This is a genomic window from Micromonospora sp. NPDC050686 (assembly GCF_040654475.1).
Lineage (GTDB): Bacteria > Actinomycetota > Actinomycetes > Mycobacteriales > Micromonosporaceae > Micromonospora.
Map to the genome: position 1 here is coordinate 25,899 of NZ_JBFAID010000054.1, position 19,776 is coordinate 45,674.

12 protein-coding genes are annotated in these 19,776 nt (G+C 71.4%); 8 read left to right on the forward strand and 4 right to left on the reverse strand.

Annotation, left to right across the window (positions count from 1 at the left end):
* Positions 1–27 precede the first annotated feature (27 nt).
* On the reverse strand, positions 28–1,956 hold the full coding sequence (gene ctaD / locus AB0H57_RS26765; RefSeq protein ID WP_357511051.1) for a cytochrome c oxidase subunit I: 1,929 nt from the start codon (positions 1,954–1,956) through the stop codon (positions 28–30).
* A gap of 17 nt (positions 1,957–1,973) precedes the next feature.
* Positions 1,974–3,008, reverse strand: a complete 1,035-nt coding sequence (locus AB0H57_RS26770) for a cytochrome c oxidase subunit II (RefSeq protein ID WP_357511053.1) — start codon at positions 3,006–3,008, stop codon at positions 1,974–1,976.
* Between the two features lie 131 nt (positions 3,009–3,139).
* On the opposite strand from AB0H57_RS26770, the gene ccsA reads away from it, so the two are divergent.
* From ccsA to AB0H57_RS26795, 5 genes are read left to right on the forward strand one after another with little or no spacing between them, the layout of a single operon-like run.
* A complete protein-coding gene (ccsA, locus tag AB0H57_RS26775) occupies positions 3,140–3,949 on the forward strand; it encodes a cytochrome c biogenesis protein CcsA (RefSeq protein WP_357511055.1) in 810 nt (269 codons plus the stop codon).
* Entirely contained in the window at positions 3,946–4,353 is a 408-nt protein-coding gene (locus tag AB0H57_RS26780; protein ID WP_357511057.1) for a cytochrome c maturation protein CcmE, read from the forward strand. The genes ccsA and AB0H57_RS26780 overlap by 4 nt, the downstream gene beginning before the upstream one ends.
* The gene (locus AB0H57_RS26785) at positions 4,343–6,238 is read left to right on the forward strand and encodes a cytochrome c-type biogenesis CcmF C-terminal domain-containing protein (protein ID WP_357511059.1); all 1,896 of its coding nucleotides are present in this window, start codon (positions 4,343–4,345) and stop codon (positions 6,236–6,238) included. The genes AB0H57_RS26780 and AB0H57_RS26785 overlap by 11 nt, the downstream gene beginning before the upstream one ends.
* Positions 6,235–6,792 carry a TlpA disulfide reductase family protein gene (locus AB0H57_RS26790; protein ID WP_357511061.1) on the forward strand — a complete coding sequence of 186 codons (558 nt, stop codon included), beginning with the start codon at positions 6,235–6,237 and terminating at the stop codon, positions 6,790–6,792. The genes AB0H57_RS26785 and AB0H57_RS26790 overlap by 4 nt, the downstream gene beginning before the upstream one ends.
* Positions 6,789–7,745 (forward strand): cytochrome c-type biogenesis protein CcmH, encoded by a 957-nt coding sequence (locus AB0H57_RS26795; RefSeq protein ID WP_357511063.1) that lies wholly within the window; start codon positions 6,789–6,791, stop codon positions 7,743–7,745. The genes AB0H57_RS26790 and AB0H57_RS26795 overlap by 4 nt, the downstream gene beginning before the upstream one ends.
* 17 nt (positions 7,746–7,762) lie before the next feature.
* Here AB0H57_RS26795 and AB0H57_RS26800 read toward each other — a convergent pair whose 3' ends face one another.
* Positions 7,763–8,131 (reverse strand): DUF1622 domain-containing protein, encoded by a 369-nt coding sequence (locus AB0H57_RS26800; protein WP_357511065.1) that lies wholly within the window; start codon positions 8,129–8,131, stop codon positions 7,763–7,765.
* 199 nt (positions 8,132–8,330) lie between these two features.
* Positions 8,331–10,721 (reverse strand): ricin-type beta-trefoil lectin domain protein, encoded by a 2,391-nt coding sequence (locus AB0H57_RS26805; RefSeq protein ID WP_357511067.1) that lies wholly within the window; start codon positions 10,719–10,721, stop codon positions 8,331–8,333.
* Between the two features lie 453 nt (positions 10,722–11,174).
* Here AB0H57_RS26805 and AB0H57_RS26810 point away from each other — a divergent pair, with 453 nt between their 5' ends.
* The 3 genes from AB0H57_RS26810 to AB0H57_RS26820 all read left to right on the forward strand — a co-directional run.
* Positions 11,175–14,729, forward strand: coding sequence for a ThuA domain-containing protein (locus AB0H57_RS26810; RefSeq protein WP_357511069.1), 3,555 nt, complete (start codon positions 11,175–11,177; stop codon positions 14,727–14,729).
* Positions 14,730–14,812: 83 nt separating this feature from the next.
* Entirely contained in the window at positions 14,813–17,602 is a 2,790-nt protein-coding gene (locus AB0H57_RS26815; RefSeq protein ID WP_357511073.1) for a PQQ-dependent sugar dehydrogenase, read from the forward strand.
* 72 nt (positions 17,603–17,674) lie between these two features.
* A partial coding sequence (locus AB0H57_RS26820) for a ThuA domain-containing protein (protein WP_357511071.1) occupies positions 17,675–19,776 on the forward strand: 2,102 nt, incomplete at its 3' end.

The window sequence follows — 19,776 nt, forward strand, 5'->3', positions numbered from 1 at the left end:
GCCTGTTGATTCGCTTGCTGCGCTCGCTCATGCCTGCACCCCGAGTTCCCGCTCCGGCCGCCGGGGTGGCCAGAGCCAGACGGCGATGGTGGCCGCCACGGCGACCGCCGCGACGGCGGCGACCGGATACCAGGCGAACAGCATCGCGGTGAAGAAGACCAGCATCGCCAGGGCGAGCAGCAGCGGTTGCAGGGACGCCTCCGGCATCTCCACCACCCGCTCACGGTGGCCGTCCAGTTCGCTGGTGAACAGCGTGCGGCGCCCGTCGGCCAGGATCCGGTCCCCGGTGGCGCCGCCGCTTATGGACTCCCGGCTCGCCTCGTCCCAGTTCGGATGCAGGCTGTGCACCCGGGGCAGGACCGGAAAGTTGTACGGCTTCGGCGGCGAGTCGGTCGACCATTCCAGGGTGTCGCCGCCCCAGGGGTCCGGCGGCGCGGGCCGGCCGCGCCGGACGGCGTGCACCACGCCGATCAGGACCAGCAGCAGCCCGATGGCGAGCACGTACGACCCGACGGTGGCGACCAGGTTCCAGACGTCCCAGCCCGGCTCGCTGCGGTAGGTGTAGACCCGTCGCGGCATGCCGAAAAGCCCGTACAGGTGCATGGGGAAGAACGTGATGTGCATGCCGGCGAAGACCAGCCAGAACGCCCAGCGGCCGAGCCCCTCGTGGTACATCCGGCCGCTGATCTTGGGCAGCCAGTAGTAGATCCCGGCGAGCATCGGGAACACCGCCCCGCCGATGAGGACGTAGTGGAAGTGGGCCACCACGAAGTAGGAGTCGGTGACCTGCTGGTCGAAGGCGGTCAGCGCGAACATCGTGCCGGTGAACCCGCCGAGCACGAACGTCACGATGAAACCGATCAGGAACAGCATCGGCACCTTCAGCACCAGCCGACCGAGCGCCATGGTGGCCAGCCACGCGAAGATCTGGATCCCCGACGGGATGGTGATGACGGTGCTGGCGGCGCTGAAGAAGCTGTACGACAGGCGGGGCAGCCCGGTGGCGAACATGTGGTGCACCCAGACGCCGAACGAGATGATGGCGATGGCGACGATGGCGAGCACGATCAGCGGGTAACCGACCACGCCGCGGCGCGTGAACGCGGGCAGCACCGCCGAGACGATGCCCAGGGCAGGCATCACGATGATGTAGACGTCGGGGTGCCCGAAGATCCAGAACAGGTGTTGCCAGAGCAGCACGTTGCCGGCGGCGTCGGGATCGAAGAAGTGGCTGCCGAAGCGCCGGTCGAGGAAGAGCATGGCGTTGTCGAGGTTCAGCGCCGGCAGCGCGAAGATCACCATGAAGGCGGTGGCGACGATCGCCCAGACGAACAGCGGCACCCGGTTCAGCGACATGCCCGGGGCGCGCAGCTTGAGCGCGGTGACGATGAAGTTGATCGAGCCGGCGGTGGTGGCGATCCCGAGGAAGAGCAGGCCCAGGCTGTACACGTCCATGTGCAGGCCCGGGGTGTTCGTTCGCTCGGTCAGTGGCGCGTAGGCGAACCAGCCGTTGTTGGGGGCGGCACCGAACGGCAGGCTGGCCCACATGAACAGCCCGGCGAACAGGAAGACCCAGTAGCCCAACGCGTTGAGCTTCGGAAACGCCATGTCCCGGGAGCCGATCATCAGCGGGACCAGGAAGTTGCCGAACCCGAAGAGCATCGGGGTGGCGAAGAGGAAGATCATCGCGGTGCCGTGCATGGTGAACAGCTGGTTGTACTCCTGCGGCGAGAGCAGCCCCGCCTCCGGCCGGGCGAGCTGGGTGCGCATCGCCAGCGCGCTCAGCCCGGCGAGGACGAAGAAGAACGCGGCGGTGACCAGGTAGCGCCGGCCGATCTTCTTGTGGTCGACGGTGCTGAACCAGGCGCGCAGCGAGGGGCGCTCCCCCCAGTGCTCCTCCAGCGCGGCCAACTCCGTGCGGCTGGCGCCGGGCACCGGGGCGGCGGTCGTGGACATCCGTTACCTCCCTCCACTCACTTCAGCGACTGCAGGTAGGCGATGAGGTCCGGCAGCCGGCCCGCGTCCACCGGTTGCGGTGGCATGCGGTTGCCTGGCTTGACCGTCTGCGAGTTGGCGATCCAGCCGCCCAGGTGGCCGCCGTCGTTCGGCACCGCCCCGGCCCCGATGCTCCAGCGGGCGCCGACGTCGGACAGGTCGGGGCCGACCCGGCCGTTCGCGGCGGTCCCCCGGACGGCGTGGCAGCCGGCGCAGCTGCCCTGCACGAAGGCGTCCCGGCCGCGCCGTTGGGCGTCGGTCTGCGGCGCGGGGGCCGGTGCGGCGAGCCGGGCCGTCCAGGCGTCGAAGTCCGGCCGGGGCTCGGCGACGACCAGGAGCGCCATGTGGGCGTGCTGGGTGCCGCAGTACTCCGCGCACTGCCCCCGGTACCTACCGGGCCGGTCGGCGTGCAGCCACGTCTCGCGTACCTCGCCGGCGATCAGGTCGGTCTTGGGCATCAGTTGCGGCACCCAGAAGCTGTGCAGCACGTCGGCGGTCCGCAGCCGGATGCGCACCTTCTCCCCCACCGGGATGTGCAGTTCGTTGGCGGTGGCGCCGGCGACGCCCTGCACGCGTACCTCCCACCACCACTTGTGGCCGGTGACCTCGATCGTCGGGGCGTCCGGGCCGGGCCCGTCGCCGAGCGCGGCGAGGTCGCGCAGGCCGACGGCGTAGACCGCCACCAGGATCACCAGCGGTATGCCGGCGCCGGCGACGGTCACGAACCGCAGCGGCTGGCCGTGCCGGACCCGGACGTCGCGGCGGCGGCGGGCCAGCAGCGCCCAGGCCAGCACCACCATGACCTCGGCGAAGACCGCCATGGAGATCCAGAACAGCAGCCACCACAGGCCCGCGATGCGGCCCGCACCGGATCCCGCGGGGTCCAGCGCCGACGGGGCCCCGCCGGAGCAGCCGGCGAGGGCCAGCCCGCCACCCAGCACCGCGACCGGGAGGAGATGCCGGCATCGGCGCCCCGGTCGGGGGCGTTTCGTCAGGCCGCGTCTCGTGTCCACCGGCACCCACGATATCGATTACGGAGACATATGCCAGGTTTTGCCCCGATTGGGCCACATGGCTCGTTGGTCTGCTTACAGTCGTGCTCGGAGACAGCCGGCAAGCGCCGACGGCGCGGACAGGGATGATCATGCCAACCACCACCGTGGACCTGACCGCCGACAACCCTCGGGGAGCCGGCGCGCGCCGCACGACGGCCTGGATCGCCGCCGGACTCGCCGCGGCGGCCGGGCTGGCCGGTGGCATCCTCGCGCCGGCCGACGCCCTGCAGGGGCAGGCGCAGCGGCTGATGTACCTGCACGTGCCCGCCGCCTGGGTGGCGTACCTGGCGTTCGCCCTCGTGTTCGCCGCGAGCACGGCCCACCTGATCGGCGGGGACCTGCGCTGGGACCGCGTCGCGCGGGCCGGCGCGGAGATCGGGGTGGCGCTCACCGCCGCGGCCGTCGGCACCGGAGCCCTGTGGGGGCATCTGGTCTGGGGCACCTGGTGGGCCTGGGATCCCCGGCTGGTCAGCACCGCGCTGCTGTTGCTGGTGTACGCCGGTTATCTGGCGCTGCGCCGCGCGCTCGCCGAACGCACCGGCGGACCCGACGGCGGCGACCCGCGGATCGCCCGGCCCGCGGCGGTCGCCGGCATCGCCGGCTTCCTATTCGTCCCAGTGGTGCACTTCTCGGTGCTCTGGTGGCGATCGCTGCACCAGCAGGCCACCATCCTCGCCCCCGAGCGGCCACCGATCGACCCGCGGATGGCGCTCGCGCTGCTGCTCGCCGTGGCGGCGGCGAGTACGGCGGCGCTGCTCGTCCTGGCCCACCGGGTGCTCCGGCTGGAGCGCCGGCTCGCCGCCACCGGCGAACTGCCGGCGCCGTCGACGGCCGCCGCCGGCGAGCCGCCGGCCGCGCGGGCCGCGGCCGGCCGACGCAGCCCGGCACGGGTGAGATGATCCGCCGCCCCGGACGCCTCGCGCTGGTCGCGGTGCTGCTCGCCGCCGGCGGCCTGCTGGTCACCGGCGCCCTGCGCGACACCCTCACCTACTACCGCACCCCGGCCGAGGTCCTCACCGACCCGGCCGGGGGCCGGGAACGCGTCCGCCTCGGCGGCGAGGTCGTCCCGGGCTCGCTGCGCCTCGACGGCGACCTCGTGGTGTTCCGGCTGGCGGACGCCGGCCACCAGGTGACCGTACGCCAGCGGGGCGTGCCGCCCGAGACCTTCCGGGAGGGCGAGGACGCCGTCGTCGAGGGACGGCTCGGCGCAGACGGGGTGTTCCACGCCGACCACGTGGTGGTGCGGCACGGCAACGAGTACCGGCCCGCCGCGCCCGCCGGGGAGTCGCCCGATGCTCGGTGACCTCGGCACCGCCGGCCTGGCCGCCGGGCTGCTCACCGCCCCGCTCGCCGCGCTGCTCTGGCTGCGGGTGGCGCTGCTCGGGGCGCCGGCCCGGCCCGCCCGGCTGGCCTCGGTCGGGGCGCTGCTCGCCGCCGCCGCGGCCTGCGCGGTCCTCGAAACGGCGCTGCTGGGCCGCGACTTCAGCGTGCGGTTCGTCGCCGAGAACGGCGGCCGGCACGTGCCCGCCTACTACACGGTCACCAGCCTGTGGTCGGCGATGGACGGGTCGCTGCTGCTCTGGCTGCTGGTCCTCGCCGGGTACGGCGCCCTGCTCGCCCGGCGCGCAGCGGACCGGCTGCGCGCGTACGCGATGGTGGTGGTCAGCGTGGTCACCACCTGCTTCTTCGCGCTGTCCACCTTCGCGGCCAATCCGTTCCGGGCGGTGGACCCGGTCCCACTCGACGGGCCGGGCCCGAACCCGCTGCTGCAACAGCATCCGGCGATGGGCGTGCATCCGCCCCTGCTGTACGCCGGCTACCTCGGCATGGTGGTGCCGTTCGCGCTGGCGCTGGCCGCCCCGCTCGCCGGCGCCCAGGGACGCGACTGGATCCGCCGGGCCCGGCCGTGGGCGCTGGCGGCCTGGTGCGCGCTCACGGCCGGCGTCGTGCTGGGCGCCTGGTGGTCGTACGCGGTGCTCGGCTGGGGCGGTTACTGGGCCTGGGACCCGGTGGAGAACGCGTCGCTGCTGCCCTGGCTGACCACCACCGCCCTGCTGCACACCAGCCTGGGCGGCGGTCGAGGGCGCGAACGGTGGAACAGCGGGTTGGCCTGCGCCGGCTTCCTGCTGGTGCTGCTCGGCACCTTCCTGACCCGCTCCGGCGCCGTGGCGAGCGTGCACGCGTTCACCGACTCGCCGCTGGGGCCGCTGCTGCTCGGTTTCGTCCTGCTGGCCGTGCTGGCCGCGACCGTCCTCACCGGTCGCCACCGGCCGGCGCCGGCCCGCGTGGCCGCGCCGGTGTGGTCCCGGCGCACCGCCGTGCTGGTCAACGCCGTCCTGCTGGTCACCGTGGCCGCCGCGGTGCTGATCGGCACCGTGCTGCCGCTGCTCACCGAGCCGCTGGCCGGCGCCCGGGCCAGCGTCGGCGCCGGCTACTACCAGCGCACCGCGGTGCCGTTGGCCGTGGTCGTGCTGCTGTTGGCCGGGGTCACGTCCGCGCTGCGGGTTCGGGACCGCGCCGCCGCCCTGCGGCGCCTGGCCCTGCCCGGCGCGGCGGCGTTGTCCACCGTGGCCGCGATCGGCCTGCTCAGCCGGCCCGGCCCGGCGGCGCTCACCGCGTTCGGGGCGGCCGCCTTCGTCCTCACCGGCCTGCTCACCACGCGCCCCCGGCGCTGGGCCGGGGTGCTGGGGCACGCCGGGCTCGCTCTGGTCGCCGTGGGCGTCGCGGCATCCTCGGCGTACGGGCGTGCCGACGAGCGAACCCTGCGGGTGGGCGAGACGCTGCGGGTGGCCGACGTGTCGGCCCGGCTGGAATCGGTGCGGCGCGGCACACCGGACGGCCGGATGGCCGTCCAGGCCCGGCTGGCGGTCTCGGCCGGCGGCGCCACCCGCACCGCCACCCCGCAACTGCGCTACGACCCGGCCCGCGACACGGCCGTCACCGTGCCCGCGATCGACGAAGGCCCGCGCCGCGACGTCTACCTCACCCTGCTCGCCGTGGCCGGCGACGGCGGCAGCGCGACCGTACGCCTGGCCGTGAATCCGCTGGTCGGTCTCATCTGGGCGGGCGGCGCGGTCGGCACCGCCGGCGGCCTGCTCGCCCTCGCCGGCGCGGTTCGCTCAGGCCGGCAGCGGCGATCCCCAGCGGCCCGGTCGGGCACGCCGGTGACGGCCGGAGCCCCGGCATGAGCGGAAGACCTCGCCAACCCCGGTGGTGGCGGGCCGGCCCGGTCCCGACCGCGGTCCTGCTGCTGAGCGTCGGTCTGGGCGCCGCCGCCACGACCGGACACCTCGCCGGAGCCGGCGAGGTCCGGCAGCGGCCGGCGGTGCCCGCGCCCGCGCTGGTCGGGACGACGCTCGCCGGCGACCGGTTCGACCTGGCGGCACTGCGGGGGCGGGTCGTGCTGGTCAACGTCTTCGCCTCCTGGTGCGGCCCCTGCCGGGACGAACTGCCGCTGCTGGTCGAGGCCGCCGGCAGGTGGTCACCGCAGGGGCTGGCCGTGGTCGGGCTGAACCTGCGGGACGGCCCCGAGGCGGTCCGCGCCCTGCTCCGGGAGGCCGACGCGGACGGGCTGACCGTGCTGCCCGACCCCGACGGCACCCGAGCTGTCGACTGGGGAGTGCGCGGCGTCCCGGAAACCTTCGTCGTCGACCGCGCCGGGCGGATCGTCGCCCGCCAGCCCGGCGTGGTCACCGCCCAGTGGCTCCAGGAGCACCTCGCTCCCCTGCTGGCGGCGGCGTGACCCGGGGCGGCCTGGCCGGACGACGGCTGCTCGTCGCGCTCGGCCTGGCCGCGCTGCTGGCCCTGGCGGTCACCGGGCTGGCCCGCTCGGCCGGTCCCGGTGCCCACCAGGACCCGGTCCGCGCGTTGGCCGCCGAGCTGCGCTGCCCGGCCTGCCAGGGCGAGTCGGTGGCCGACTCCCGCTCCCCGATCGCCGCGTCCATGCGGCAGGCCATCGCCGACCAGGTGGCGCAGGGCCGCAGCCCGGAGCAGATCCGCCGCTGGTTCGTCGACCGCTACGGCCCCGAGGTGCTGGCCCGGCCACCCCTGCGCGGGACGGGTCTGCTGCTGTGGGCCGTACCCGTGGTGGCGCTGCTCGGCGCGGCTTACGCCGCGCGGCGTAGCCTGCGCCCGATCCGGACGCCCGGCGCTCCCCGGCGTCGGCGCCCGGCCGGCCGACCGGCGCGCCGCCCGGCCGGGGCGCGGCCGGGGCCGGACGAGGGCTCGACGCCGGGGCGACGGCCCCGGGTGGCCTGGTGGCTCTCCGCCGTCGGGCTCGCCGTCCTGGTGGCGGCGGTGGCGGTGGCCGCCGACCGGCTGACGCCGCCGGCGCCGCCACCGCCGGCCACCGACCCGGCGGCGGTCGCCCTGCGGCTGGCCCGGGACCTGGAGGGCCAACAGCGGTACGACGCCGCCGCCCAGATGTACCGCGAGGCGCTGCGCGAGCGGCCCGACGACGCCGTCCGGCTGCGCCTCGCCTTCGCCATGCTGCGCTCGTCGGACCCCGCCGGGGCGGAGCGGACCGCGCGGGAGGTCCTCGACCACACCCCGGACTCACCCGACGGGCTGCTGGTGCTGGGCCTGGCCCAGCGGACCACCCGGCCCGGGGATGCGCCGAGGACGCTGCGGCGATTCGTCGCCGTCGCGCCGGACCACCCGGCCGCCGGGGAGATACGCCGGCTGCTCACCTCCTGACCGCCCTCGGGAACGAGTCAGCCGTCGGACGCCAGGGCCTTCCTCTCCTTGCTCTGCCAGGGCCAGCGGCCCTCCAACTCGACCTCCAGGGAGAAGCTGAGGAAGGTGCGGACCGCGACGATCAGCGCCAGCACACCGACGCTGTAGAACGTGGGCGACACGGCCACCGTACGGATGATGTCGCCGCCCACCAGGAACTCCAGTCCCAGCAGGATCGCCCGGCCGACACCCTGCCGGAACTGCGGGTAGGCGGCGATCAGGTCCCGGGTGCGCCAGGACCGGTGGACGAAGACGACGGCCGCGAGGACGACACCCACCGCGATGACCAGTACGCCGGCGAGATCCAGCAGTTCGCCGATCCGCTGGACGATCTCCTTGGTCGACACGTCCACTCCTTCGCTCGGCCGGACCGCCCGCATCGGGCGGCCGGCGAGCAGCTTCCACCGCCCGCCCCACCGTCATGGTGGGCCGGAGTGGGGCGGCGGCGGGCGGAGATCCGGGACAACGAGTCCGGCATTTCGGCAGTGGCCGCCGGCCGGCCGGGTGGACGGCGCCACCTGCACCGGCATCGGCGCGCCGGCGAGGTCAGTTGCGCAGGCTCCACTGCTGGTTGCTGCCGCCGTGGCAGGCCCAGAGGTGAACCTTGGTGCCGTTCGTGGTGCCGTTGCCGCTGGCGTCGAGGCAGAGCCCGGACTGGACGCCCGTGATCGTGCCGTTGGCGTTGACGTTCCACTGCTGGTTCGCCTGGCCGTTGCAGTCCCAGATGATCGCCAGGGTGCCGTTGGCGGTGCCCTGGCCGGACGCGTCGAGGCACTTGGTGCCGTACACCATCAGTTGCCGGCCGGCGGTGTACGTCCACCGTTGGTTCGCTCCGCCGGTGCAGTCCCAGAGTTGCGCCTGGGTGCCGTTGGCGGTGCTCGATCCGCCGATCTCCAGGCAGCGGCCGGACTGACCGCCGACGATCTGCCCGCTCTGCTGTCCGCCGCCGTTCTGCGGCCCGGCCGCCGTCATCACAGCCTGGGCGCCCGCCGGCCAGTTCCCGTTGGTCACCGTCACGTTGCCGGAGACGGCGTTGCCCCGGTCGCCGTTGGTCACGTTGGTGCTGCCGTTGGTCGACCAGTTGTTGGTGACGGTGAAGTTGCCCATGTTCTCCGCGAACCAGTAGTTGGCGGTGGCCCACGTGCCGGTCGAGGAGAAGACGTTGTTGCGGGCGGTGTAGTAGCGGGAGCCCTCGTCGAAGTAGAGCCCGAAGTAGCCGTTGGTCCGCAGGCAGTAGTTGTCGCTGATCAGCGCGCCCGGGTTCGCCGACAGCGTGTAGACGCACCCGCCGTCGTTCATCTGTTGCATGACGTCGTGCACGTAGTTGCCGATGAGCCGGTTGTTGGACGCGGTGGTGGCGGTGCTGTAGCGCGGCTGGTAGTTGTACAGGCCGCGGTCGGCGTAGTGGTTGCTGCCGCCGGCGTCGTTGGAGCCCCAGCCGTACCCGATGGACACGCCGGTGTACGGCATGTTGTAGACCTCGTTGTACGAGATCGTGGCGTTGGTGACGTAGGTGGCCAGTGCCGAGACGATGCCCCGGTACTCGATCCCCAGGTCGTGCAGCCGGTTGTTGCTGATCGTGATGTCCCGGTTGACCATGCGCTGGTCACTCGGGTGATGGGCGTCGGCGCGTACCCCGCCGACGACGATGCCGCCGGCCGAGTTGCGGGCGATCTCGGACCGGGTGACGGTGATGTTGCTGGCACCGAGGCCGACCCCGCTGGCGTGGGCGTTGGCGTCGTTGCCGATGCCGATGGCCGTCTGTCCCAGGTTCACGAACTGTGAGTCGCTGAGGGTGATGGTGTTGGCGGCCGAGATCTGCACGGCGGCGGGCATCTGCTGCCAGTTGGGCCGGGTCGCCTCGAACTGCGGGCAGCCGTTGTGGCAGGTGGTGAAGCCGGGCCAGGTCCAGTTGCCGTAGATGTACGCGCCGGTCTGCTGGTCCACGTAGCCCTGGTTGCTGCTCGCTCCCAGCCAGCTCGTCCCGGTGAAGGTGATGCCGGTGAGCGTGACGTGGTGCGCCGGCGCGTCGTACGTCCCACCGATCTGGATCAGGGACTGCAGGGTGGGCAGCTCCACCCGGACGTTGCTCATGTTCTGGCCGGCGAGCGGGATGTAGGAGAGCGCCCCGGTGCCCGGGTCGAGATACCACTCCCCCGGCGCGTCGAGGAACTCGTAGGCGTTGGTCAGATAGAGCGGACCGGCCCGGTGCGGGCTGGTGAAGGTGTCGTAGCCGAAGTTGTTGTTGCTCCAGCCGGGCTGCTGCATCCGGATCAGGTTTCCGCTGATGCTCTGCACCGACACGTACCGGTCGGTGAACGAGTTGACGCTCTCCAGCTGGATCCGGCTCTGGTTGGCCAGGTTGTTCAGGTAGCTCAACGCGCCGGTGGTGAACCGCATGCCGGTGCTGTCGGCGGTGAAGTCGGCGCGGTTGACCTGGGTGCGGGCCCGGGTGGCGACGGCTCCGTCGACGTAGAGCTGCCGGCTGTCCACGCCGGCGCCGACGTTGGCCCGCCAGATGTTGCGCCCGGCGTCGACCAGCGACCAGCCGGTGACCGCCCGGGCGCCGCTGAGCACGGGGCGGGCCGACGGGGCCGCCTGCCACACCACCCGGTAGCCGTTGGTGCCGGAGTCGGCCGCGGTCAGCCGCAGCGGCGCCGAGAGCCGGTACACCCCGTCGGCCAGTTGCACGACGATGTCGCCGGACATGGAGCCGGTCAGCGCGCGCACCGCGGTCTGCGCGGCGGTCACCGAACACGGTTGGGTCGCGCTGCAACTGCTGCCGCCACCGGACGGGGACGCGTAGAGGGTGGTGGTGGCGGCCAGGGCCGGGGCGGCTGACGAGGCCACCACGGTCGCGGTGGTCACGGCGGCCAGTGCCGCCGCCGCGACCACGGCAAGCACCCGCCCGGCGATGGGGGATGACGGTACGGACACCAGGTCTCCTTCCTTACGGAAAGTAGTTATTGCCGCGCACCGACACCCGCGCGTGGACCATGTCGCGGTCGGTGACACCCGGTTCCGATCACCGGGAGGGCTACTTCGTGTTGTCGTGCTCAAACTTTCGCTTGACACGATCGAAACATCACACGTATGAAGATAGATGCTCGGGAATGAGTTCGCAATCCCCGATCTCACAGCGCGTTTAGGTCGAGCCCTTCGGCCACGACGGCGCTGACCCGAGGAGGCTGCCGGGCCGCCAGCACATGGGAGGGCATCACCCATGTGGTCGTACATGTTGTCGTTAACATCGATGTTAACCTATGGACATTACCTTCGGCCGCGCTGCCACCATGGGCCAGGCACCACTCCGAGATGACGCTCCGTCACCTCAACCGGTACCGGCCCGTGGTCGCACCCACTGTTGCCCCGCCCCAACGAGGAGACAGCATGCGTCGCACACCATCCATCATCGGAGTGATCGCGGGCCTGATACTGGCGCTCGCGCTCGTGCACCCGGCGTCGGCGGCCCCGGCCTTCCGCGCCCTGTTGTTCACCAAGACCACCGGCTACCGGCACGACTCGATCCCCGCGGGGATCTCGATGTTCCAGCAGCAGGCGGCGGCCAACAACTTCGAGCTGGTGCAGAGCGAGGACTCGAACGTCTTCACCCCGGCCAACCTGGCCACCTTCGACGTACTCATCATGTTCCAGACCTCCGGCATGGTCTGGACCACGGCGGCCCAACGCCAGGCGGTGGAGGGCTTCCTCGCCAGCGGCAAGGGCATCGTCGCCGTCCACAACGCCACCGACATGGGCATCGAGGGCGAATACCCCTGGTGGGACCAGACCGTGAACGCCGGCGCGCACATGCCGGAGCACTCCCCCGGCGTGTTGCCCGGCACCGCCATCGTCGCCGACAAGAAGCACCCGTCGACGACCAGCCTGCCGGACCGCTGGAACCGCAGCGAAGAGTGGTACAACTTCGACAAGAACCCGCGCGGCGACGTGCACGTGCTGGTGACCGCCGACGAACGGACCTACAACCCGGGCCCCCGGGCGATGGGCTCGGACCATCCGATCTCCTGGTGCCGCGGCGTCGGGGGCGGCCGGGTCTGGGCCACCGCGATGGGCCATGCCATCGAGTCGTACAGCGAGACCAACTTCCGCAACCACGTCCTCGGCGGCGTGAAGTGGGCCGCCGGCAACGAGCCCGGCGACTGCGGCGGCACCGTCTGGGGGAACTTCGAGAAGCGCACGCTGGACAGCAACACCGTCGACCCGATGGCGCTGGCCGTGGCCCCGGACGGGCGGGTGCTCTACATCCAGCGCGGTGGCCAGGTGAAGATCTTCAAGCCGAGCACGAACAGCACGGTCACCGCCGGCACCCTCAGCGTCTACACCGGCGGCGAGGACGGCCTGACCGGCCTGGCGCTGGACCCGAACTTCGCCAGCAACGGCTACGTGTACCTGTACCACTCACCCGCCAGCAGCACCACGGACATCAACCGGGTCTCCCGGTACACCCTCTCCGGTGACACGTTGAACATGTCCAGCGGAGTCACCATCATCGACATCCCGGCGTACCGCGACCGGACCTACCCGGAGCCCGGCCACACCGGCGGGTACATCGACTTCGGCCCGGACGGCAACCTCTACATCGGCACCGGCGACGACGTGCCACCGAACCTGGACCCCAACTGGCAGGGCTACGCCCCGCTGGACTGGCGGCCGGGCAAGCAGATGCTCGACTCGGCGCGTACCGCCGGCAACACCAACGACCTGCGCGGCAAGCTGCTGCGCATCCGGCCGTCGGCCGGCGGCGGTTACACCATCCCGACGGGCAACCTCTATCCGCAGGGGACGGCGCAGACCCGGCCGGAGATCTACGCGATGGGCTTCCGCAACCCGTTCCGGTTCTCGATCGACCCGGCCAACGGCTGGGTCTACCTGGCCGACTACGGGCCCGACCGGAACCCGCCGACCACCAACCGCGGCCCCGAGGGCCTGGTCGAACTCAACGTCATCAAGGCGCCGGGCAACTACGGGTGGCCGTTCTGCCACGGCGACAACCAGCCCTACGCGCCGTACAACCCGGACACCGGGGTGGTCGGCGCCAAGTTCAACTGCGCCGCGCCGGTCAACAACTCCCCCAACAACACCGGCCTGACCAGCCTCCGGCCGGTCGTCGCCCCCAACCTGTGGTACGGCTACGGCGCCTCGCCGACCTTCCCCGAGGTGGGCTCCGGCGGCTCGGCTCCGATGGGCGGGCCGGTCTACCGCTACAACGCGGCCAACCCGTCGGCGACGAAGTTCCCGCCGTACTACGACGGCGTGCACTTCTTCTACGAGTGGTCGCGCAACTACATCAAGGAGATGCACTTCGACTCGGCGACGGCGGTCACCCGGACCAACCCGTTCCTGCCCAACACCCGGTTCAACAAGCCGATGGACATGGAGTTCGGCCCGGACGGCTCGCTCTACCTGCTGGAGTGGGGCACCAACTTCGGCGGCGGCAACAGTGACTCCGGCCTCTACCGGATCGACTACATCCAGGGCGGCCGGTCCCCGATCGCCAAGGCCGGCGGCACGCCCACCAGCGGCAACGCCCCGTTGACCGTGCAGTTCTCCAGCGCCGGGTCGATGGATCCCGACCCCGGCAACACGCTCAGCTACCAGTGGACCTTCGGCGACGGCACCACCTCGACCGCGGCCAACCCGTCGCACGTCTACACCACCAACGGCAACTACACGGCGCAGTTGAAGGTCACCGACAACACCGGCAAGACCGGCTTCGCCAACGTCCAGATCACCGTCGGCAACACCGCTCCGGTGGTGACCATCACCACCCCACCCAACGGCGGCATGCTCACCTTCGGTGACAAGGTGCCGTACCAGATCACCGTCTCCGACCCGGGCGGCACCGCGATCGACTGCACCAAGGTGTTCCTCAACCCCGCGCTCGGCCACGACGACCACGCGCACGAGACGACCGATCTGGCCGGCTGCTCGGGAACCATCTCCACCGACCTGCTCGGCGGGCACCCGGACGGCGCCAACCTGTTCTACGTGCTCAACGCGCAGTACACCGACAACGGTGGCGCGGGCGGCGCCGCCCCGCTCACCGGCCACGCGCAGGTGATCCTCCAACCCAAGCAGAAGCAGGCCGAGTACTTCAGCAGCCAGTCCGGCACCCGGGTCGTCGACCAGGCCGCCGCGGAGAGCGGCAAGCGGGTCGGCGACATCTCCAACAACGACTGGCTGGCGTTCAACCCGCTGAACCTGTCGGGCATCACGACCGTGAGCTACCGGCTGTCGTCACCCTCCGGCGGCGGCTCGATCGAGCTGCGCGCCGGCTCGCCGACCGGCACGCTGCTGGCCACCACGCCGGTGCCCAGCACCGGAGGCTGGGACAACTACCAGTCCACGCCGCCGGTCAACGTCACCGCCCTGGCCGGGACGCAGACCCTGTACCTGGTCTTCAAGGGCAGCGCCAACAACTGGTTCGACCTCGACTCGTACACCTTCGGGGGTGCCGGGGTCGGCACCGGCGGCGGCACCGGTCCCGGCGGCGTGGCCGGCCGGACCTGGACTCTCACCGCGCAGCACAGCGGCAAGCTGATGGACGTCAGCGGCGTCTCCACCGCCGACGGCGCCCAGATCAACCAGTGGGCCGCCACCGGTGGAAACAACCAGAAGTGGCAGGCGGTCGACGCCGGCGGCGGCGCGGTCTACCTCAAGGCGGTGCACAGCGGCAAGTGCGCCGAGGTCATCGGCGGTTCCACCGCCGCGGGCGCCTTCCTCCAGCAAGCCACCTGCACCAACAGCAACCAGCAGAAGTTCACCACCACCTCGACCGGGACCACCGGGATCTACACGGTGAAGAGCGTCCCGAGCGGGCTCTGCCTCGACGTCAACGGCGCCTCCACCAGCGACGGCGCGCGTCTCGTGCAGTGGACCTGCCACGGCGGCGCGAACCAGCAGTGGCGGTTCGGTGCGGCGTGACAACCGAAGGGACTGAACCCAACATGTCTGTACGCGATACGAAGGTGGGCCGGCGACTCACGTCGGCCGGCGCCACGCTGCTCATGGTGGCCGCGGCCGGTGCGGTAGCCCTCGCCGGCAGCGCCACACCCGCCGCGGCCGTCATCAACGCCGCGGACTACCAACAGGTCACCCTGGCCAAGGGCGTCGCCGAGATGGGCGAGCCGATGACCCTCGCGGTCCTGCCCGACCGTTCGGTGCTGCACACCGCCCGCAACGGCACGCTGCGGCGCACCGACGCGGCCGGAAACACCGCCGTGATCGGCAGCCTCGCCGTCTACTCGCACGACGAGGACGGGCTGCAGGGCGTCGGGGTGGACCCGAACTTCACCACCAACCGGCACATCTACCTCTACTACGCGCCGCCACTGAGCACGCCCGGCGGGGACGCCCCGGGCACCGGCACGAACTGGTCGGCCTGGCAGGGCGTCAACCGGCTGTCCCGGTTCACCCTCAACGCCGACTGGACCCTGAACCGGGCCAGCGAGGTGACCATCCTGGACGTGGCGGCCGACCGCGGCCAGTGTTGCCACGCCGGTGGCGACATCGACTTCGACGCCGCCGGCAACCTCTACCTGTCCACCGGGGACGACACCAACCCGTTCGAGTCCGCCGGGTACTCCCCGCTCGACGAACGCACCAACCGCAACCCGGCGTACGACGCGCAGCGCAGCGCCGGCAACACCAACGACCTGCGCGGCAAGATCCTGCGCATCAAGGTCAACGCCGACGGGTCGTACTCGATCCCGGCCGGGAACCTGTTCGCGCCGGGCACGGCGCGGACCCGGCCCGAGATCTATGCGATGGGCTTCCGCAACCCGTTCCGGATGAGCGTCGACAAGGCCACCGGGGTGGTCTACGTCGGTGACTACGGCCCGGACGCCGGGGTCACCAGCAACCGGGGTCCGAGCGGGCAGGTCGAGTTCAACCGGGTCACCGGTCCGGGCAACTACGGCTGGCCGTACTGCACCGGCACGAACACCAGCAACGAGACCTACGCGGAGTGGGACTTCGCCAGCAACTCCTCCGGCGCGAAGTACAACTGCACCGGCGGCCCGACGAACAACTCGTTCCGCAACACCGGCCTGTCGACCCTGCCGGCGGCGAAGCCGGCCTGGATCAGGTACGCGGGCGACTCCGGCAGCCCGTCGGAGTTCGGCGGCGGCTCCGAGTCGCCGATGGCCGGCCCGGTCTACCGGTACGACGCGAACAACCCCTCCACCACGAAGTTCCCGCAGTCGCTCAACGGGCAGTTCTTCGCCGGGGAGTTCGGCCGTGGCTGGATCAAGCCGATCCAGCTCAACGCCGACGGTTCCCGGGGCGCCATCGACACCTTCCCCTGGGTCGGCAAGCAGGTCATGGACATGGCCTTCGGCCCGGACGGCGCGCTGTACGTGCTCGACTACGGCACCGGGTACTACAACGGCGACGCCAACTCGGCGTTGTACCGGTTCGACTACGTCGGTCCCGCCGGCAACCGGGCGCCGACCGCCGTGGCCAGCGCCGACAAGACCTCCGGCCAGGCGCCGCTGACGGTGAGCTTCTCCTCCGCCGGCTCGTCGGACCCGGAGGGTGGGGCGCTGACCTACTCGTGGAACTTCGGCGACGGCACCACCTCGACCGCGGCGAACCCGAGCAAGACGTACGCCGCGAACGGCACGTACAACGTCACGCTCACCGTCCGGGATCCGCAGGGCGCGACCGGCACCGCCAGCGTGCAGATCGGGGTCGGCAACACCGCCCCGACGGTCACCATCACCACCCCGCTCAACGGCACCCTCTTCTCCTACGGCGACACGGTGCCGTACACCGTCACCGTCACCGACCCGGAGGACGGGACGATCGACTGCGCCAAGGTCAAGCTGACCTACGTGCTCGGCCACGACCAGCACGGCCATGCGATCACCTCGAAGAACGGCTGCTCCGGCTCGATCACCATCCCGGTCGACGGTGAACACGACGACGCGGCCAACATCTTCGGCGTCTTCGACGCCGAGTACACCGACAACGGCGGGCTGACCACCCACAAGCAGCACACCCTCCAGCCGCGGAAGCGGCAGGCGGAGCACTACAAGACCGCCTCCGGCGTGGCGACCTTCGCCAAGACCACCGCCGAGGGCGGCACCACGGTCGGCAACATCGAGAACGGCGACTGGATCGCGTTCGAACCGTACCGGCTCGACAACGCCGCCTCGTTCACCGCCCGCGTCTCGTCGGGCGGCTCCGGTGGCACCCTCCAGCTGCGGGCGGGCTCCCCCACCGGCACCGTGCTCGGCTCGGCGAGCGTGTCGAGCACCGGTGGCTGGGAAACCTTCACCACCGTCACCGGCAGTATCACCGGGGCGCCGGCGGGCACCACCACGCTCTACCTGACCTTCGCCGGCGGCTCCGGGTACCTCTACGACGTCGACTCGTTCACCCTGAACACCGGCGGCACTCCCCCACCGCAGACCCGGACCGGGCGGATCGTGGGGCTCGGCGGCAAGTGCCTGGACGTCAACGGCGGCTCCACCGCCGACGGCGCCCAGATCATCATCTGGACCTGCAACAACGGCACCAACCAGCAATGGACGGTGACCCCGAACAGCACCATCAAGGCACTGAACAAGTGCCTGGACGTCAGCGGCGGCGCCTCCGCCGACGGCACCAAGATCCAACTCTGGACCTGCACCGGCGCCGCCAGCCAGAACTGGTCGGCCCAATCCGACGGCTCACTACGCAACCCACAGACCGGCAAGTGCCTCGACGTCTCCAACAACAGCTCCACCGACGGCCAGGCCGTGCACCTCTGGACCTGCCACGGCGGCGCCAACCAGAAATGGACCCTGCCCTGACATGAAAGGAGGGGCCCCCGCTTAACGCATTCTGCTGTGGCGGGGGCCCCTCCTAACCGCTAGGAGAGCGACATGCGAAGACTCCTCCGATCCACTCTCGGCGCGGCCACCAGCGTCCTGGCGGCTCTCGCGCTGACCACCGCCGCCACCCCGGCCAGCGCCGCCGACAACCCGTACGACGTGCTGGTGTTCTCCAAGACCGCCGGCTTCCGGCACGACGCCATTCCGGTCGGCATCCAGACCGTCCGGGATCTCGGCGCGGCGAACAACTTCACCGTCACCGCGACCGAGGACGCCGCCCAGTTCAGCACCGCCAACCTGGCCCGATTCGAGGCGGTGATCTTCCTCAACACCACCGGCGACGTGCTGAACGCGACCCAGCAGGCGGCGTTCGAGTCGTACATCGGGGCCGGCGGGGGCTACGTCGGGGTGCACTCCGCCGCCGACACCGAGTACGACTGGCCGTTCTACGGCAACCTGGTCGGCGCCTGGTTCGCCTCCCACCCCGCCATCCAGGCGGCGGCGGTCAAGGTGGAGGACCGGGCCCACGCCGCCACCGCGCACCTGCCCCAGCGCTGGAACCGCACCGACGAGTGGTATGACTACCGCACCAACGCCCGGTCCACCGCGCACGTGCTGGCCAGCCTCGACGAGTCCTCGTACTCCGGCGGCCAGATGGGCGGCGACCACCCGCACGCCTGGTGCAAGACCTACAGCGGCGGCCGGTCCTTCTACACCGGCGGCGGCCACACCCAGGCGTCGTACTCCGACCCGGCCTTCCGGGCCCATCTGCTGGGCGGCATCCGGTACGCGGCCGGCCAGGTCAGGGCCGACTGCCGGCCGGAGACCGGCTACACCGCCCTCTACAACGGCTCGACCACCGGTTGGTCCCAGGCCGGGCCGGGCGGCTTCACCAACTCCGACGCCACCCTCACCTCGTTCGGTGGCATGGGCATGCTCTGGTACAGCGCCAAGCAGTTCGCGCCCAGCTACTCGCTCAAGCTGGACTGGAAGGTCCTGGGCGACGACAACTCCGGGGTGATCCTCGGCTTCCCGGCGACGAACGACCCGAACGCCGCCCTGGACACCGGCTACGAGGTGCAGATCGACGCCACCGACGCGGTGGATCGCACCACCGGCTCGATCTATGCCATCAAGGCCCCCGACACCGCGGCCCGGGATGCCGCGCTCAACCCGCCGGGCGAGTGGAACACCTTCGAACTGCTGGTCGAGGGGGAACGGCTCCAGGTCTTCCTCAACGGCGTCCGGATCAACGACTTCACCAACACCGACCCGAATCGACAGTTCGACGGCCACATCGGCATCCAGAACCACGGTACGGGCGACGACGTCCTGTTCCGCAACATCCGGATCAAGGAGCTCGGTGGCACCCCACCGCCCAGCGGTGACGTCACCGTGCAGGCCGAGTCGTACGTCTCGGGCAGCGGGATCAGCCGGGTCGCCAAGGGTTCCGCGCGGGGCGGGCAGGTCGTCGGTGACATCAACAACGGCGACTGGGTCGGCTACCAGAACCTCACCCTGACCGGGGTCAACGCGCTGCGGGCCCGGGTCGCCTCCGCCGGCTCCGGTGGCACCCTGCAGGTGCGCAGCGGTTCGGCCAGTGGCCCGATCCTCGGTCAGGTCGCGGTGCCGGTGACCGGCGGCTGGGAGACGTACACCACCGTCACCGCCAACCTCACCGGGGTCCCGTCGGGCACCCAGCCGCTCTACCTGACCTTCTCCGGTGGCTCCGGGTTCCTCTTCGACGTCGACGAGTTCACCCTGGTCAAGTCGGGCACCCCGCCGCCGGCGACGGGAACCGGGCGGATCGTGGGGCTCGGCGGCAAGTGCCTGGACGTCAATGGCGGCTCCTCCGCCGACGGCACCAAGATCCAGATCTGGACCTGCAACAACGGCGCCAACCAGCAATGGACGGTGACCCCGAACAGCACCATCAAGGCACTGAACAAGTGCCTGGACGTCAGCGGCGGCGCCTCCGCCGACGGCACCAAGATCCAACTCTGGACCTGCACCGGCGCCGCCAGCCAGAACTGGTCGGCCCAATCCGACGGCTCACTGCGCAACCCACAGACCGGCAAGTGCCTCGACGTCTCCAACAACAGCTCCACCGACGGCCAGGCCGTGCACCTCTGGACCTGCCACGGCGGCGCCAA